This window comes from Alkalicoccobacillus murimartini (assembly GCF_030813245.1).
GTDB classification, from domain to species: Bacteria; Bacillota; Bacilli; order Bacillales; family Bacillaceae_D; genus Alkalicoccobacillus; species Alkalicoccobacillus murimartini.
This window is the reverse complement of record NZ_JAUSUA010000001.1, coordinates 54,143-68,600: the sequence shown is the minus strand read 5'-3', so window position 1 is coordinate 68,600 and position 14,458 is coordinate 54,143. Positions and strand designations below refer to the sequence as shown.

The window sequence follows — 14,458 nt, the reverse complement described above, 5'->3', positions numbered from 1 at the left end:
TAGTTTACTATGTTTTTCCTGCTCCTGCTAGTGTTCGTTTTCTGGATAAACTAAGCTAGTCGTTTTGAGTTCATGATCCATTTGATTTTGCCAGAGTAAGCTTTCCTGCTCGTCCCACTGAAACCGTTCTTGCATGTATCGAAAAACTGGATCCATCCATTTTTCCATTAGTTTTCGATTAAAATATAACGCATGTGTTCTGCGAACTAAGAAATCAAGTGGGGATATGACCATTTCTTCATCAATCGCATAGGTTAGCTGAGCAAACAAAATAGGTGGTAAACCAGACTCAGAAGCACGACGTCTGCTTGTTCGTACCCTAGACCAAATATTCGTTATATTTGATCCATATAAAATAGAAAGAGCATAGGCCTCATCATAAGCAATTCCTAACGACTCTCCTTCAGCAGCCTTTGTTTTTAAAAACGTATCAAATCGATCGACTCCTCCAACTTGACCCCCAGATAAGGTAATTGAATCGGTTTGACTACCGATAGATTGTCCGTTTTCCTTTTCAATTGAATCCACCACTCGTTCAGCCAAAAGACGATATCCTGCCATCTGATTAGAATGAACAGACCTTAAACCAGAGGTAGAAATAATCACCTCATCCGTTTTACTATAACGTTTATAGGTTTGAGGAGGTTCATGATCAAGCCAAACCGACTCAATATGTTCTCTTAACAGCTGTACAGAAGGAAAAATCTGATTTAAGGCATTCAGTAGGTAATCAGCTTCATGCGTATATTGATTTGAAGGATTTGTTGAATCAACTTCTTTAGGACCAACATAAATCTTCTCACCAAATGGAATGGCATATAGCATGTGCCCATCTTCATTTTCAAAGTAAATCCCTTGCTGTATAGGTAGAGATTGTCGATCGAGTACTATATGTATCTTCTCCAAATATGGCTGGCGCTGTCCTTCCAAAGAACGATCTTGCTCACGCAAATCGTCAATCAAAGCACCTGATGCGTTCACAATATACTTAGCATAAATCTTATGTGCTTCACCGGTTATTTGATCTACTGCCATTACACCAGCAACTTTCCCTTGTTCATAAAGAAAAGACTCAGCCTTAAGATAGCTTGCCGTTCTAGCTCCCCTTGCTGAAGCTACCTTTAATACTTCTATCGTTAATCTGGCATCATTCGTTTGAAACTCATTGTAAAGCCCAGCACTCTTAAGGTTATCCGTTTTTAAGAGAGGTTCCTGTTTTTGAGCCTGACGCTTATTTAACATATGTCTTCTATCTTTTTTGTTGAGTTCAACCAAACGATCATACACGCGAAGACTTAATGAAGCCTGAATTCGACCAAAAGCCCCTTTTTTATATACGGGCAAAAGCATAGTCAGTGGTGCAACGAGATGTGGTGCATTATCTAGAATAATAGATCTCTCTCTACCTAACTCCGCAAATGTCTTCACATCCATATGCTTAAGATCACTTACTCCCCCTTGAATAAGCTTGTTTGTGCGACTTGAAGAACCGCTTGAGAAATCATGTTGATCAATGATGCCTGTTTTGAATCCTCGTACTTGAGCGTCTAAGGCAATACCTGCACCTGTCACGCCTCCCCCAATGATCAAAACCTCAAGACCCGGCTGCTTTAATGCCTCAATTTGATCGTTTCTGCTCTCCCCTGAAAACGTTCTACTCATTGGGTTCCATTCCCCCTCCTACATCCTTCACAGCTATACTATACGTTCTGCACAAGCTAATTGTTTCACTCTCTTTTCTTTTATTTTAGTATACATCAATCTTGCTTTTCATTCTATTTTCTTAGATCTTTAGGATCTATAGTTGAAGCACCTTGTTGAACGGTTAACGTATAACGAAACGTTTGGCTATGACGGTTGCTTCTCACCTTCACATTGACCTGCCATGTTCCTGATTCTGTGAACAAACATTCTGCCTCATATAACCCCTCATCCAAATGATGCATCCACTTTTTAATAGACGTACCCGACTGCACATGACGAGCTTCAAGTGATACATTTCCATCCAGTACAGGGATTCCTTCTGAATTTTCTATAAATACCTGTACATTCTCTGTTAGATAGGGGCGGTATCCTTCTGCTACATGCACCTCATGAATCTGCCAGTCTTCCTGACTCGATTCTAAGAAAGGACCAATCCATCCTAGGAACGTAATGAAAATCAGTAAACCAAAAAGAACGCATACTTGGATATATTCATGATTTTGCTTTTTCTCAAGCATCGTATTCTCCTCTACTTCCTTTTTGTTATAGTTTGGCCACTCAACATGGGATACAAACAACAAAAAAAGAAGCACCTATGAAAGGTACTTCTTCTAATGAGTTATTAAGGTTGTTTATACGAAATGTGATAAACATCATGACGACGGTCACGCAGCTGGTTCACGCTACCAGAGCGTCTATGTCTACGTAGGATCTCTAAATCAACATCCCCTACTACCACCGTTTCAATATTAGGATTACATTCCCCAACAATGCCATCTCGAGGGAACGTGAAGTCGGAAGGACTAAAGATTCCTGATTGTGCGTACTGGATGTCCATGTTCTCAACGTCAGGAAGATTACCTACTGTTCCTGAGATAACGGTGTACACCTGATTCTCAATCGCTCTTGCCTGAGAACAATATCTAACTCGTAGATAGCCTTGACGGTCATCTGTACAGAAAGGAGTGAAAATAATATTGGCTCCTTTATCCACAGCAATACGTGCAAGTTCAGGAAACTCAATATCATAACAAACTTGAATCGCAATTTTGCCACAGTCTGTATCAAATACCTTTACTTCATCTCCACCTGAGATTCCCCAGAAAAGACGCTCGTTTGGTGTTACATGTATTTTATATTGCTTCTCAATGGTTCCATCACGACGGAACAAATACGCAATATTAAAGATTTTTCCTTCTTCTTCAACAAAATGAGATCCACCCACAATATTGATGTTATATCGTACAGCAAGAGTCGTGAACAGCTCAATATAATCCTCAGTGAACTCTGTCAGCCTTCTAATGGCTCTACTTGGACTTTTCTCTGGTAGAAAAGATAAGAGCTGAAGTGTGAAAATTTCAGGGAAGATGGCAAAGTCTGAATTAAACCCTGCCGCTACATCCGTGTAGTATTCACATTGCACCGCAAAGTCTTCAAAGGAGGATATTTTCTTCATCTCATATTGAATGGTCGTAATTCTAACTGGGAAGGACGTCTTAAACTTACGCTTTGGTATCGTTGGACGATAATCAATATTGTTCCATTCCATTAACGTTGCATATCGCATGGATGCCTTATCATCATCTAGGTAGTTAGAGTTCACTCGCTTTAATGTAAAGCCATTAACAACTTGGAACGTCAACACAGGATCATAAAGATTATGCATCGTCACTTCTTCTACATACTGTCTTGGTGTTAATTCACTCGCATGTTTTGAATAGTTCGGAATGCGTCCTCCAATAATAATACTCTTCAAGTTTAGCTCTCTTGCTAAATCCTTACGTGCTTCATACAATCTGCGTCCAATTTTCATTCTTCTAAAGCTTGGGTGAACCATTACTTCAATCCCATACAGGTTATACCCTTCAGAGTCATGATTCGTGATATATCCTTTATCCGTAATTTCATCCCATGTATGTTGATCGTCATATTCATCAAAGTTAATAATTAAGCTTGAACAAGACCCAATAATCTCTCCGTCATACTCTACACAAAATTGTCCCTCAGGAAAGATCTCAATATGGCTACGTAGCTGATCAAGCTGCCAAGGCTCCATATTTTTAAAACAAACTTTAGACATTTCTATAATATCATCGAAGTCTCTTGCTTCAATGTTTCGAATAATCATCTTCTTTTCAAACTTGGAAACATCAATCTCTTTCAATCTCGTTCACTCCTTTCATTCATTCACCGATTACGATAGGTAGTGTACCTCTTTTTAGATCGTTTGAATAGTATTTTCATCTAAATGAAAAAAATCCGTTCAATTAAGAACGGATCTTCTCTTCAACAGCTTGAAAAGATAAATGAATCTGAACAAGGCCAAGTGAACTTTCTAGCGATAACGTCAAGTACTTCTCTGAAGAGTGAAAAATAGAAAGACCTTCATTTGTAACAGGTGGTGTGACATCGATGATACAGTTCTCCAATGATAATTCCGTTGCGGTGGAACCTGCAATCCAATTACCGAATTCCCGAACAGCGCTCCAACCCATCTCATCTAATTCTTCAATAGGCATGCCACCCATCATTGTGCTTACAATATTTTTAGCTGTATTTTTATCAAAGCTACAAATAATTTGCCCAGCTAGCTCACCCTTCACGCCTAGGATAACCGAGATATCATTACTTGTTACACTGCCTTCTCCTAACTTTGGTAGAAGAAAATTCACTTCTGCTCCCAGGTGATTCGTTAATATACCTTTTGTTGCTCTCACAATTGCATTTACATATCTAGCGTCCATATTATATTATCCCCCTGCTCTTAATTTCTAAATTCATTCGTCATCATTCGACATTATTCTATTTCTCTAGTTACCTATATATCGACTGTACTTGATGAATAATAAAGAGAAACTCCGTTTGATATCGGATTTTTTTTAAAAACCTTTCTGAAGAAGGAATAGAAAACGCTTACACTCTCATACGTATCAATACATATCGACTAACTTCTAACATCGTCCTAGAAAGAAGGGGGAATTACGTGAACTCTGTGATGAATTGTTTAGCTTTGGTTTTAGCAGGAGGTGCAGGTACCAGATTAGGAGCCCTAACAAAAGAAGAGGCCAAACCAGCTGTTTCGTTTGGTGGAAAGTTTCGAATTATTGATTTTACACTAAGTAATTGCTCTCGTTCAGGCATTCAACATGTCGGAGTTTTGACGCAGTATAAGCCCGAAACCCTCCACAGCCATTTGCAAAACAATGATTCTTGGGGAATGAACATCGACCTGCTTCCTTCGACTGATTCTTTATACTCAGGAACGGCAGATGCTGTTTACAAGAACTTAGAATACGCAGAATCATTTCAACCAAGTCATGTGCTAGTTCTTTCAGGTGACCATATCTATCAGATGGACTATGAAAAAATGATGGCATTTCATCTCGAAAAAGATGCTGACGTAACTGTTGCATCCATACAAGTTCCCTTTAAGGAGGCTAGTCGTTACGGGATCCTTCATGTTAATCCACATGATGCCATTCTTGAGTTTCAAGAGAAACCTGTTAATCCTACAAGCAATAACGCCTCAATGGGCATTTACTTATTTAAATGGCAGACATTAAAGAAACACTTGCTTGCTGATGCTGATGATTCCAGCTCTGCGCATGATTTCGGCAAAGATATTTTGCCCACTATGCTTAAACACCAAGAAAAATTATTCGCCTTTCCATACGAGCATTATTGGCGTGATGTTGGGACTATACAATCTTATTGGCAAACGCAAATGGACCTAGCTAATACGTATACACCTTTTGAAGAAAATCAGAAGTGGCCACTGTTTGCATCTGACCCTCCACACGGATTAGCTTTTTCCGTTCAATCAAGCTCTGTCCCACTGCATCAAAAGGTATGTCAATCTGTCGTCTCTCCATCTGCAACCATCTCGGAAGGATCTGTTATCAAACAATCAGTTATTCTACCCGGTTCGTATATAGGAAAGAATGTAACCTTACACAAAGTAATTGTTGCGGAGAACACATATGTTCCAGATAACTTCTCGTTCGGCTCAGACGATGACATTATGCTGATCACACAAGCTGATATTCAACATGAGCTCTCCAGTATACGCTTCAAAAGCAAACGAACAGCCGCGACAAACCAACTCACACTTGAATCTAACAAAAGAAATTTTGTTTAAAAGGAGCATGTTACATGCCTGACAAACAAACAGATATCATCCACGTTGCCACAGAATGTACCCCTTTTTTTAAAACAGGAGGATTGGCAGATGTAATCGGTTCTTTACCACAGGCTTTAGATATGCCAGAGGGAGCCGTTACCGTGATTCTGCCTAAGCATAGAAACCTTTCAGAAGAATGGATTCAGCAGCTGAACTGGATTCACTCTCTTTCTGTCTGGGTAAAATGGCGTCAGCAAACCTGCCAAGTATATGAATTAACGCATCAGAAGGTTCGTTATTTATTTCTAGAAAACGATTATTATTTTAATCGACCTTCTCTTTATGGTGATCATGATGACGGTGAACGATATGCTTTTTTTTGCCATGCCATTTTAGAGTGGGTTCAACACATGAAACAAAAGCCTTCGATTATTCACTGTCACGACTGGCAGACCAGTCTTATTCCTGCCTATATACGTGCAAAATCATGGGACAGTCAAATCAAAACAGTTGTAACTATTCATAATCTAGCGTATCAAGGACAGTTCCCTCCTTCTGTGTTTAAAGAACTGCTGCACTTTGATGATCAGGCTTACCCGATTATAGAGATGGACGATCACGTAAACTATCTAAAAGCAGGTATTGCTGAAGCAGATCGCATTACTACAGTTAGCCCGTCTTATTCAAATGAAATTCAACAGCCTGAGTTTGGTTATAAGCTCGATAGCTTACTTAGGCAACGCTCTGCAGACTTAACTGGGATCGTGAACGGAATTGATTTAATTGATTACAACCCTGCTCAAGATAAGGAGCTAATTGCCCCATACAGTAGCAGGTCCCTAGCATCGGATATTAACAAACGAAGCCTTCAAGTAGAAGCAGGCCTATCCATGTCGATCTCGACACCATTATTTGCCGTGGTATCAAGACTCGTACCTGAGAAAGGTATTGCCTTACTAATAGAAACATTAAATAAACTCCTTGATCATGAGCGTATTCAAGTCATTGTGCTAGGGAGTGGCTCACATGAGTTAGAACAAGCATTATTCTCTCTGGAACATCGTTTCCCAAAAAAATTATCTTTTTTTCATGGATTTGACGAAGCCAAAGCGAGACGAATATATGCTGGAGCAGACATGCTGCTTATGCCATCTTTATTTGAACCGTGTGGATTAAGTCAGTTGATTTCTCTTCGTTATGGTTGTGTTCCCGTGGTTAGAGCAACAGGAGGATTAAAGGATACCATTCAACCCTTCCATCCACATACAGGAACAGGTAATGGGTTCACGTTTCACACGATGTCATCAGGTGACCTCAGATTAACGATCATACGAGCGATTTCTATTTTCCACAACAAGACCCAATGGAACAAATTGCTGACTAATGGTGCAGCCACTGAACTTAGTTGGAAAAACTCTGCTAAACTCTATCACATCATTTATGATGGGCTTCGCGAACGAAAAGGAGTGTGGAATCAACGTGCTGATCAATCAGAAGGTGTTCAAAGAAACATTGTCAAAGAAATTACTTCATGCAGGGCCTCTTCAGCATGATGAGGTCCTCGTCTTACTCACCTCTCTTATAAAAGATCAGCTGTTGCCGCACACACGTGATGCAAAACCTGATACGAGCCAAAAGCAAGTCTACTATTTTTCTATGGAATTTCTTCCAGGGCGTTTTATTGAAACGAACCTTCTGAATCTTGATCTACTTGAGTCTTGCAAAGAAATTTTGAGAGCCCACCACTATAATCCTGACCTAATCTTCCAAAGCGAGTTAGATGCAGCTCTTGGTAATGGGGGGTTAGGACGATTAGCTTCTTGTTTCTTGGACTCCCTCGCTGCCCTCGACTTTGCAGGTCATGGTATGGGACTTCGCTATCAATATGGGCTATTTGAACAAAAAATCTCAAACAGTAAACAAGTCGAATTGCCAGATAAGTGGATTGGCGAAGATGGGTACCCATGGGAAGAGATCTATTCAGAAGAAGCCGTCACAATCCAATTTGGTGGTCGGTTGGTTTCTGGCTACAAAGACAACCGTCTCACATTTGATGTAATTGGTCCTGAACGGATTAAAGCCATTCCTTACCAGATTCCAATTTTGGGTTATCATAATCAGCGCGTTAATTACTTAACGGTTTGGCAAGCGGAGTCAATACCTGGGCAACAACCCGTTGAATTTGAAGCCTATGCAAAAGTAAAACGAAAAGCTGAAGAAATTACAGAATTTCTTTATCCCGATGATTCCCATTATGAAGGGAAAGTGCTACGGCTTAGACAACAGTATTTTCTAGTTTCCGCAGGCCTACAACGAATTTTGACTTCTTTTTTTAAGTCTGATGACCATCAGATCTTTGATTTACCAGATAAACTCTCTATTCAAATTAATGACACTCACCCTGCATTAATTATCCCTGAATTAATGAGAGTATTAGTTGATAATTATAAGTTAGGTTGGGAAGAGGCGTGGAACCTAACAACCTCAGTAATCTCATATACCAATCATACGTTACTAGATGAAGCGTTAGAAAAATGGCCTGTATTTTTAGTAAAAGAACAACTACCTCGAATCTTTTTAATTATCGAAGAAATAAATCGTCGCTTTTGTCTAGAAGTAGAATATAAGGGGTTAGAGGATTGGGAGTCGTTCGCGGACCTTTCGATTATCTATCAGGAGAATATTCATATGGCCCGCCTTGCTGTTGTTGGAAGTCATACAGTAAACGGTGTGGCAAAGCTTCACTCTTCTATCTTAAAAAATCAATTAATGAAATCGTTTTCTACTCATTTTCCTAATCGATTTACAAACAAAACAAACGGTATTAGCCATAGGCAATGGTTGATGAATGCCAATCCACTTCTTGCACGTTTTATCTCAGAGTTAATTGGCGACCAATGGAAAACTGACCCTCAAGCATTAAAGGATTTGCTCAAATTTACAAATGATCCTGACGTTCTCTTACAACTCTCAGCTATCAAACATGCTAATAAAATAAGACTTGTAGACAAAATCAAAGCTGAAACTGGTCATGATATTTTCGTTGAATCCTTATTTGATGTTCAGATTAAACGACTTCACGGATACAAGCGACAGCTACTAAACCTTCTGCATATCTTGTACCTTTGGGATGTATGCCATGAAAAGCCAGAAGCAATCAAGGTCCCTCGAACGTTTATCTTTGGAGCAAAAGCAGCACCTGGTTACCTGTATGCGAAACGAATCATCTCTTTGATTTCCTCAGTAGCTGAGCAAATCAATCAAGATCCACTCGCAAAGGGCAAACTCAATGTTCTATTTCTACCTAATTACAATGTGTCACAAGCTGAATGGATTATACCAGCTGCTGATATTAGTGAACAAATTTCAACCGCCTCAAAAGAAGCATCAGGAACTGGAAACATGAAAATGATGATGAATGGCGCTCTTACCATCGGAACAATGGATGGAGCAAACATAGAGATGACTGAATTAATCACTACAGAACACTTTTTTGAATTTGGAATTCGGGCAGAAGAAGTATTAGCATATGAAAGAAACGGGCAGTATTCACCAAGGGAAATTTATAATCAAGACCTACGATTGCAGAAGGTTTTACAAAGGTTAGTAGATGGATCCATTACAGGTGACACCGTTGCCTTTCAGGATATCTATTATTCGTTGTTGTTTAAAGGGGATGAATACTTCCTACTAAAGGATTTTGGTAGTTACGTTAACGTACAAAACCAGGTTCAGAATCAATTTCTTGATTCACAAACCTGGCAAAAAAAATGTCTTATTAATATTGCGCATTCCGGTTACTTCTCTAGTGATCGAACAATATCCGAATATGCGACGGACATATGGGGCTTAGTACCCTGATATCCTTCGATCGCGGACGTCTAAGGCCAAATCAGGAAAATCAGTGAAGATCCCTTCACATCCCCATGAAAAAAACTGCCTCATCATATCTACAGTATTCACAGTATATGGACGAATTGCGAAGCCATTTTCCTGCAATGCTTGTGCTTCGTGCATTAGTAAACTTGAAGACTTAAAGTGAATGCCCTCTACTTCTAACATACGAAGATAATCTTCTGGGTTAACCATCGCTTGGTGAACGAGAGCAGCCGCTTCAACATGCGGTTTTTCTTGTTTCGCCAAATAGAGAGCCTTATGATCAAACGAAGATAATATGGTACGCTCTTCCACTCCATATTTATTTAATAGTGGCAAGATCAATTCTTTTATATGAGAACGGTCCGTTAACTCTGTCTTCAACTCAACATTTAAAAGCTGAGAGTGATTTTTTGTCCAGGCCAAGAACTCTTCAAATGTTGGGATTTTCTCATGTTCATTGTCTTTCATCTTTAACTGTTGAATCTCTTGTAAAGTATAAGAACTAACTCTTCCCTTACCCGTTGTCACTCGATTCACAGTTCGGTCATGAATAATGACAGGGATAGCATCCTTAGTAAGCTGAACATCTAGCTCAATACCATCTGCCCCTGCTTTTTCTGCTTGCTTAAAGGCTGTCATCGTATTCTCAGGATATTTCCCCGAAAATCCTCTATGTGCAAAGATCTGAGTATGTGACATGATACCTCCTTAATTACGGTTTAAAAGGAAACATAAAAACGTCCCTTTTCTTCTTTCCCCCAATACAGTGAAAAGAAATCATCCTGCGCAATAGGTCCAACACCCTCAGGAGTTCCCGTATAGATAATATCGCCTTCAGATAATCCAAATGCCTGTTCACATTCATCTATTACTCGCTGAAAGTTAAACAGCATTTCAGAACTAGTACCTTCTTGAATGGTTTCTCCATTTTTTTGTAATGAGAAGCTAGTCTGTTCGATTGCTTCCATACCAGGGAAGCTCCAAAAAGGAGTCAAAATGGCAGAGTGACGAAATCCTTTAGCTCTTTCCCAAGGATGACCTTTCTTTTTGAGCTCTGATTGCAAGTCACGCAATGTTAAGTCAATGCCTAGAGCCATCTCAACCACACGATCATTCACGGATTGTGAATCAGTCTTTTTTCCCACCTTCAGGACGATTTCAAGCTCATGATGGATTTCCCCTTGACCACTAGGATAAGTGAGGGTTTGTCCGTCTGCCAAAGTTAAAGCGCCGGTTGGCTTCGTGAAAAGAATCGGAGACTTTGGTATCTCATTACCTAGTTCCTTTGCATGCTGAGCGTAATTACGGCCAATACAGAATATGTTTTGAATGTCTTGTATACTCAAAATTCTTCTCCCCTTTATCTTATGTTCGTTTGACTCTTAACTCCTTTAAAATAGGTGTAAGTCCCCTATTCTACTCATTGCGTCTCTGAGCTCATCCTCTTCACATAATAGACCAAGTCGGACAAATCCCTCACCGTATTCTCCAAAACCATTGCCTGGTGCGACAACGACTCTCGCCTTATAAAGAAGCAGGTCCGCAAATGCTTCTGATGTATATCCTTCTGGTACGGGAAACCAAGCAAAAAAGGATCCGGCTGGAGCGGATACATTCCAACCGATTCGTGCCGCTTCCTCTACCAATACATTTCGTCTTGATTCATATGTAGCCACTAATTCATGTACACATGATTGATCAGCAGTTAAAGCATGGGCTGCCGCCTCCTGTACCCCGCCAAAAAGGCTGCAGTAATAATGATCTTGAATCAGATTAATTGCCTCAATTACACTACTATTACCAACCGCGAATCCAACTCTCCAACCTGCCATATTATAGGTCTTGGAAAGAGTCATCATCTCAATTCCTACGTCTTTTGCTCCGGGTGTCTCCAAAAAGCTTTTTGGTCTTTCTCCATCAAACCCAATTGCACCATACGCATAATCATGAACAATACAAATCTCATGCTTCTGGGCTAATTCAACTGTTCTTGTGAATAATTCAGGAGTAGCTACTGCGCCAGTTGGGTTATTCGGGTAATTAAGAAACATTAATTTCGCTTGGTTCAATACATGATCTGAAAGGATTGAGAAGTCTGGATGAAATCCATTTTCCTTAAGCAGAGGCATGCTTTGCATATGCGCACCTGCCAACGCAATACCTGACCAGTAATCCGGATACCCTGGATCAGGCACAAGAGCTGTATCACCAGCATTCAACAAACATTGGCTAACCTCAACCAAACCCGTTTTTGTTCCTGAGAGAATTGCTACTTCTGTTTCTGGATCGATCTCCACATTACATTCTCGCTTATAGTATTCAGCTACCGCTTCTTTTAAAAATCCATATCCGCTGAATGGAGCATATTTATGGTACAACGGATTAGCTGAAGCTTCTTTTAACTGCTCAATAATATGAGCAGGTGTGGGCTGATCTGGATTGCCTTGACCTAGATTGATTACATCATCATGCGATTTTTTTAGTTCTACTGTTTTTCGAACCAATTCAGCAAAAAACTGTTTTGGTAACCGCTCTAGAGCTTCGCTATGTTTGAATTTCACTCTTTATCCCTCATCTCTTACCTATCTATATCAAATCAACGCGTATTATAAATTTGTTAGAAAGCCTTGTTTTCGTAAATAGTCATTCATATGGGGGCGATTTGCTTTTCCCATATAACTTGCCATTTGCTCTGACCATGTTTGTTGTTTCGCATTCGTTTGACGAGATCCGTAATAGGTTTGCATGATTTCATTATAATCTTCCAATGCTTGAGGTATAGAAGCACTCTGATATGTTTCAAAGAACACAGACGCTTCTTTAGGTAATCTAGGTTTCTGCTCAATATCTTGGTCTGGGTAGCCTAGGCACATCCCCATCACTGGAAACGTATTGGCTGGTAAGTGAAGTAGCTTCGTCACCTCTTCAGGTTGATTCCTAATTCCACCAATCATGACTCCTCCAAGTCCAAGTGACTCAGCAGCTAACAATATATTTTGGGCAACTAGGGCTGCATCCACAGCACCAACAAGCAGCTGTTCCGCTCCACCTATTTCAAGAGGTTGATCATGCCGTTTGCTTGCTTCTCCAATGCGATGGTAATCTGCACAAATCACTAAAAATACTGGACATTCTTCCACCCAACGTTGTCCTCCGGTTAATGAAGAAAGTGTTTCTTTTTTTTCTTTGTTACGAATAACAATGATACTGTACGCTTGAACATGATGAGAGCTTGGCGCCCATCTCGCTGCATCCGTCAACAGACTCACTTGTGCATCGCTAATCTCTTGATCTGTAAACTTCCGAATAGAGCGATGAGCACTCATCGTTTGAATCAATTCATTTGTCATGTTTTTACCACCTCTTCAAGGAAAAATCATAATGCTTGCCCTTACCTATTGTTATACACACATGGATGAAATTGGTGTAAACTAATTAATGAATGTATTCTATCTTCTACTTTATCACGACAAAGCTAAGATCGAAACCTTTCCACACTTGTCATACATACTAAAGGAGTTGAATAAGTGAACAACCGTTCCGTACCTACACTTGAACAGGATCGAATCATTAGCCTGGATATGTTAAGAGGCTTCGCTTTACTTGGTATTATTCTTGCTAACAGCATTCATTTCCAATTTGGGTTACTCTATGATCCAAGTAACACAAACCCCTACCCTAATGGTGGCATCGATCGTTTTACGGAAAGTTTAATTTTTATCTTTGTGCAAGCTAGCTTTTATCCATTATTCTCTTTCTTATTTGGTTACGGAATGGCTCTTCAGAAACATAGACTGCTAGAAAAAGGCCTAAACTTTAACGCTGTATTTTGGCGTAGAACTGTAATCCTTGGTCTTGTTGGCTATTTGCATGCAATCTATTTATGGAATGGTGATATTCTTCTTCCTTATGCATTAGCTTCTGTTTTATTATTCTTCTGTCTAATGATGCCAGCTAGAGGGCTTGTTATTACAGGACTTATCCTGATTGGACTACTTGGCTCCTGCTCGCTAGTGCCAGATTCACTTTATGATCTAACAACAAAGGGCATGACTGAAGAAGAGATTAGAGCTGTAGATCCTTCGATTGGATATAGCGAAAAAGAAATAGACGTATTAGCAGAGGGTTCTTACGCTGACGTTGTAGAGTTTAGACAGACAGAGAATCCAGTGATGCCTGGTGCAATAGGTAGTTTCTTGTTTGTTTCCACTCAAGTTATAGGTGTGATTGGGCTCATTTTGCTTGGTGCTTATGTGATGAGAAAGGGTTGGATTAAAGACCCACTGACTCATAAGAAGAAATGGAAGGTCATTATGTGGATTGGTCTCGGAATAGCTCTGTTAACAAAAATCCCCGTTGCCTTATTCACAGAAAGTATGCAGCTAGTCAAGTTACAAACGTTTGTTGGAGGACCATTTCTAACGGCATTTTTTGTTTCAGCCTTTGTTTTAGCGGTCACCACTGAACGTGGCAAGAAACTGCTTCAGCCATTTGCTTACGCTGGTCGCATGGCATTTACAAATTACTTATTCCAATCACTCATTATGACGACTCTATTTTATCAGTATGGATTCGGTCTCTTTGATTCGATTGGAATATTTGCAGGTGCTTTGATTGCTGTTGCAGTGTTTGTTATCCAGTTGATTTTAAGTAAAGTCTGGCTTTCATACTTCAGAATGGGTCCACTTGAATGGATCTGGCGTGCAGGGACTTACATGCAATTGCCTAAACTTAAAAAATAAGAAAAACAGGAGC

Annotated in this window: 12 protein-coding genes; 4 read left to right on the top strand and 8 right to left on the bottom strand. The window is 39.9% G+C overall.

The window, feature by feature from the left end:
- Nucleotides 1-27: 27 nt before the first annotated feature.
- The 4 genes from J2S05_RS00380 to J2S05_RS00365 all read right to left on the bottom strand — a co-directional run bounded on the left by J2S05_RS00380 (nt 28) and on the right by J2S05_RS00365 (nt 4,448).
- Nucleotides 28-1,662 (bottom strand): glycerol-3-phosphate dehydrogenase/oxidase, encoded by a 1,635-nt coding sequence (locus tag J2S05_RS00380; protein WP_306978855.1) that lies wholly within the window; start codon nt 1,660-1,662, stop codon nt 28-30.
- A 113-nt stretch (nt 1,663-1,775) separates the two neighbouring features.
- Nucleotides 1,776-2,285 carry a hypothetical protein gene (locus J2S05_RS00375; RefSeq protein WP_306978854.1) on the bottom strand — a complete coding sequence of 170 codons (510 nt, stop codon included), beginning with the start codon at nt 2,283-2,285 and terminating at the stop codon, nt 1,776-1,778.
- 41 nt (nt 2,286-2,326) lie between these two features.
- On the bottom strand, nt 2,327-3,832 hold the full coding sequence (locus J2S05_RS00370) for a bifunctional GNAT family N-acetyltransferase/carbon-nitrogen hydrolase family protein (protein ID WP_306981024.1): 1,506 nt from the start codon (nt 3,830-3,832) through the stop codon (nt 2,327-2,329).
- Between the two features lie 139 nt (nt 3,833-3,971).
- Nucleotides 3,972-4,448 (bottom strand): chemotaxis protein CheX, encoded by a 477-nt coding sequence (locus J2S05_RS00365; RefSeq protein ID WP_306978852.1) that lies wholly within the window; start codon nt 4,446-4,448, stop codon nt 3,972-3,974.
- Between the two features lie 239 nt (nt 4,449-4,687).
- Here J2S05_RS00365 and J2S05_RS00360 point away from each other — a divergent pair, with 239 nt between their 5' ends.
- The 3 genes from J2S05_RS00360 to glgP are packed head-to-tail and all read left to right on the top strand — an operon-like array spanning nt 4,688 to nt 9,685.
- Complete coding sequence (locus tag J2S05_RS00360; protein WP_306978850.1) at nt 4,688-5,842, top strand: sugar phosphate nucleotidyltransferase; 1,155 nt, start codon at nt 4,688-4,690, stop codon at nt 5,840-5,842.
- A 14-nt stretch (nt 5,843-5,856) separates the two neighbouring features.
- Nucleotides 5,857-7,377, top strand: coding sequence for a glycogen synthase (locus J2S05_RS00355; protein ID WP_306978849.1), 1,521 nt, complete (start codon nt 5,857-5,859; stop codon nt 7,375-7,377).
- Nucleotides 7,304-9,685 (top strand): glycogen/starch/alpha-glucan family phosphorylase, encoded by a 2,382-nt coding sequence (gene glgP, locus J2S05_RS00350; protein WP_306978848.1) that lies wholly within the window; start codon nt 7,304-7,306, stop codon nt 9,683-9,685. Before J2S05_RS00355 ends, glgP begins: the two co-directional genes overlap by 74 nt.
- Here glgP and J2S05_RS00345 read toward each other — a convergent pair.
- The 4 genes from J2S05_RS00345 to nfsA are packed head-to-tail and all read right to left on the bottom strand — an operon-like array spanning nt 9,674 to nt 13,053.
- A complete protein-coding gene (locus tag J2S05_RS00345; RefSeq protein WP_306978846.1) occupies nt 9,674-10,402 on the bottom strand; it encodes a glycerophosphodiester phosphodiesterase family protein in 729 nt (242 codons plus the stop codon). The two genes, glgP and J2S05_RS00345, sit on opposite strands and share 12 nt — an antisense overlap.
- 20 nt (nt 10,403-10,422) lie before the next feature.
- Nucleotides 10,423-11,043 (bottom strand): fumarylacetoacetate hydrolase family protein, encoded by a 621-nt coding sequence (locus J2S05_RS00340; protein WP_306981022.1) that lies wholly within the window; start codon nt 11,041-11,043, stop codon nt 10,423-10,425.
- 51 nt (nt 11,044-11,094) lie between these two features.
- Nucleotides 11,095-12,264: a pyridoxal phosphate-dependent aminotransferase gene (locus tag J2S05_RS00335; protein ID WP_306978845.1), complete on the bottom strand. Its 1,170-nt coding sequence runs from the start codon at nt 12,262-12,264 to the stop codon at nt 11,095-11,097.
- 45 nt (nt 12,265-12,309) lie between these two features.
- Nucleotides 12,310-13,053 (bottom strand): oxygen-insensitive NADPH nitroreductase, encoded by a 744-nt coding sequence (gene nfsA, locus J2S05_RS00330; RefSeq protein WP_306978843.1) that lies wholly within the window; start codon nt 13,051-13,053, stop codon nt 12,310-12,312.
- Nucleotides 13,054-13,230: 177 nt separating this feature from the next.
- On the opposite strand from nfsA, the gene J2S05_RS00325 reads away from it, so the two are divergent.
- A complete protein-coding gene (locus J2S05_RS00325) occupies nt 13,231-14,445 on the top strand; it encodes a DUF418 domain-containing protein (protein WP_306978841.1) in 1,215 nt (404 codons plus the stop codon).
- Nucleotides 14,446-14,458 lie beyond the last annotated feature (13 nt).

Excerpts from the sequence above, each read along its gene's own strand:
- J2S05_RS00380 (WP_306978855.1), bottom strand. The coding sequence starts at position 1,662 with ATGAGTAGAACGTTTTCAGGGGAGAGCAGAAACGATCAAATTGAGGCA.
- J2S05_RS00370 (WP_306981024.1), bottom strand. The coding sequence starts at position 3,832 with ATGATTATTCGAAACATTGAAGCAAGAGACTTCGATGATATTATAGAA.
- J2S05_RS00365 (WP_306978852.1), bottom strand. The coding sequence starts at position 4,448 with ATGGACGCTAGATATGTAAATGCAATTGTGAGAGCAACAAAAGGTATA.
- J2S05_RS00355 (WP_306978849.1), top strand. The coding sequence starts at position 5,857 with ATGCCTGACAAACAAACAGATATCATCCACGTTGCCACAGAATGTACC.
- J2S05_RS00345 (WP_306978846.1), bottom strand. The coding sequence starts at position 10,402 with ATGTCACATACTCAGATCTTTGCACATAGAGGATTTTCGGGGAAATAT.
- nfsA (WP_306978843.1), bottom strand. The coding sequence starts at position 13,053 with ATGACAAATGAATTGATTCAAACGATGAGTGCTCATCGCTCTATTCGG.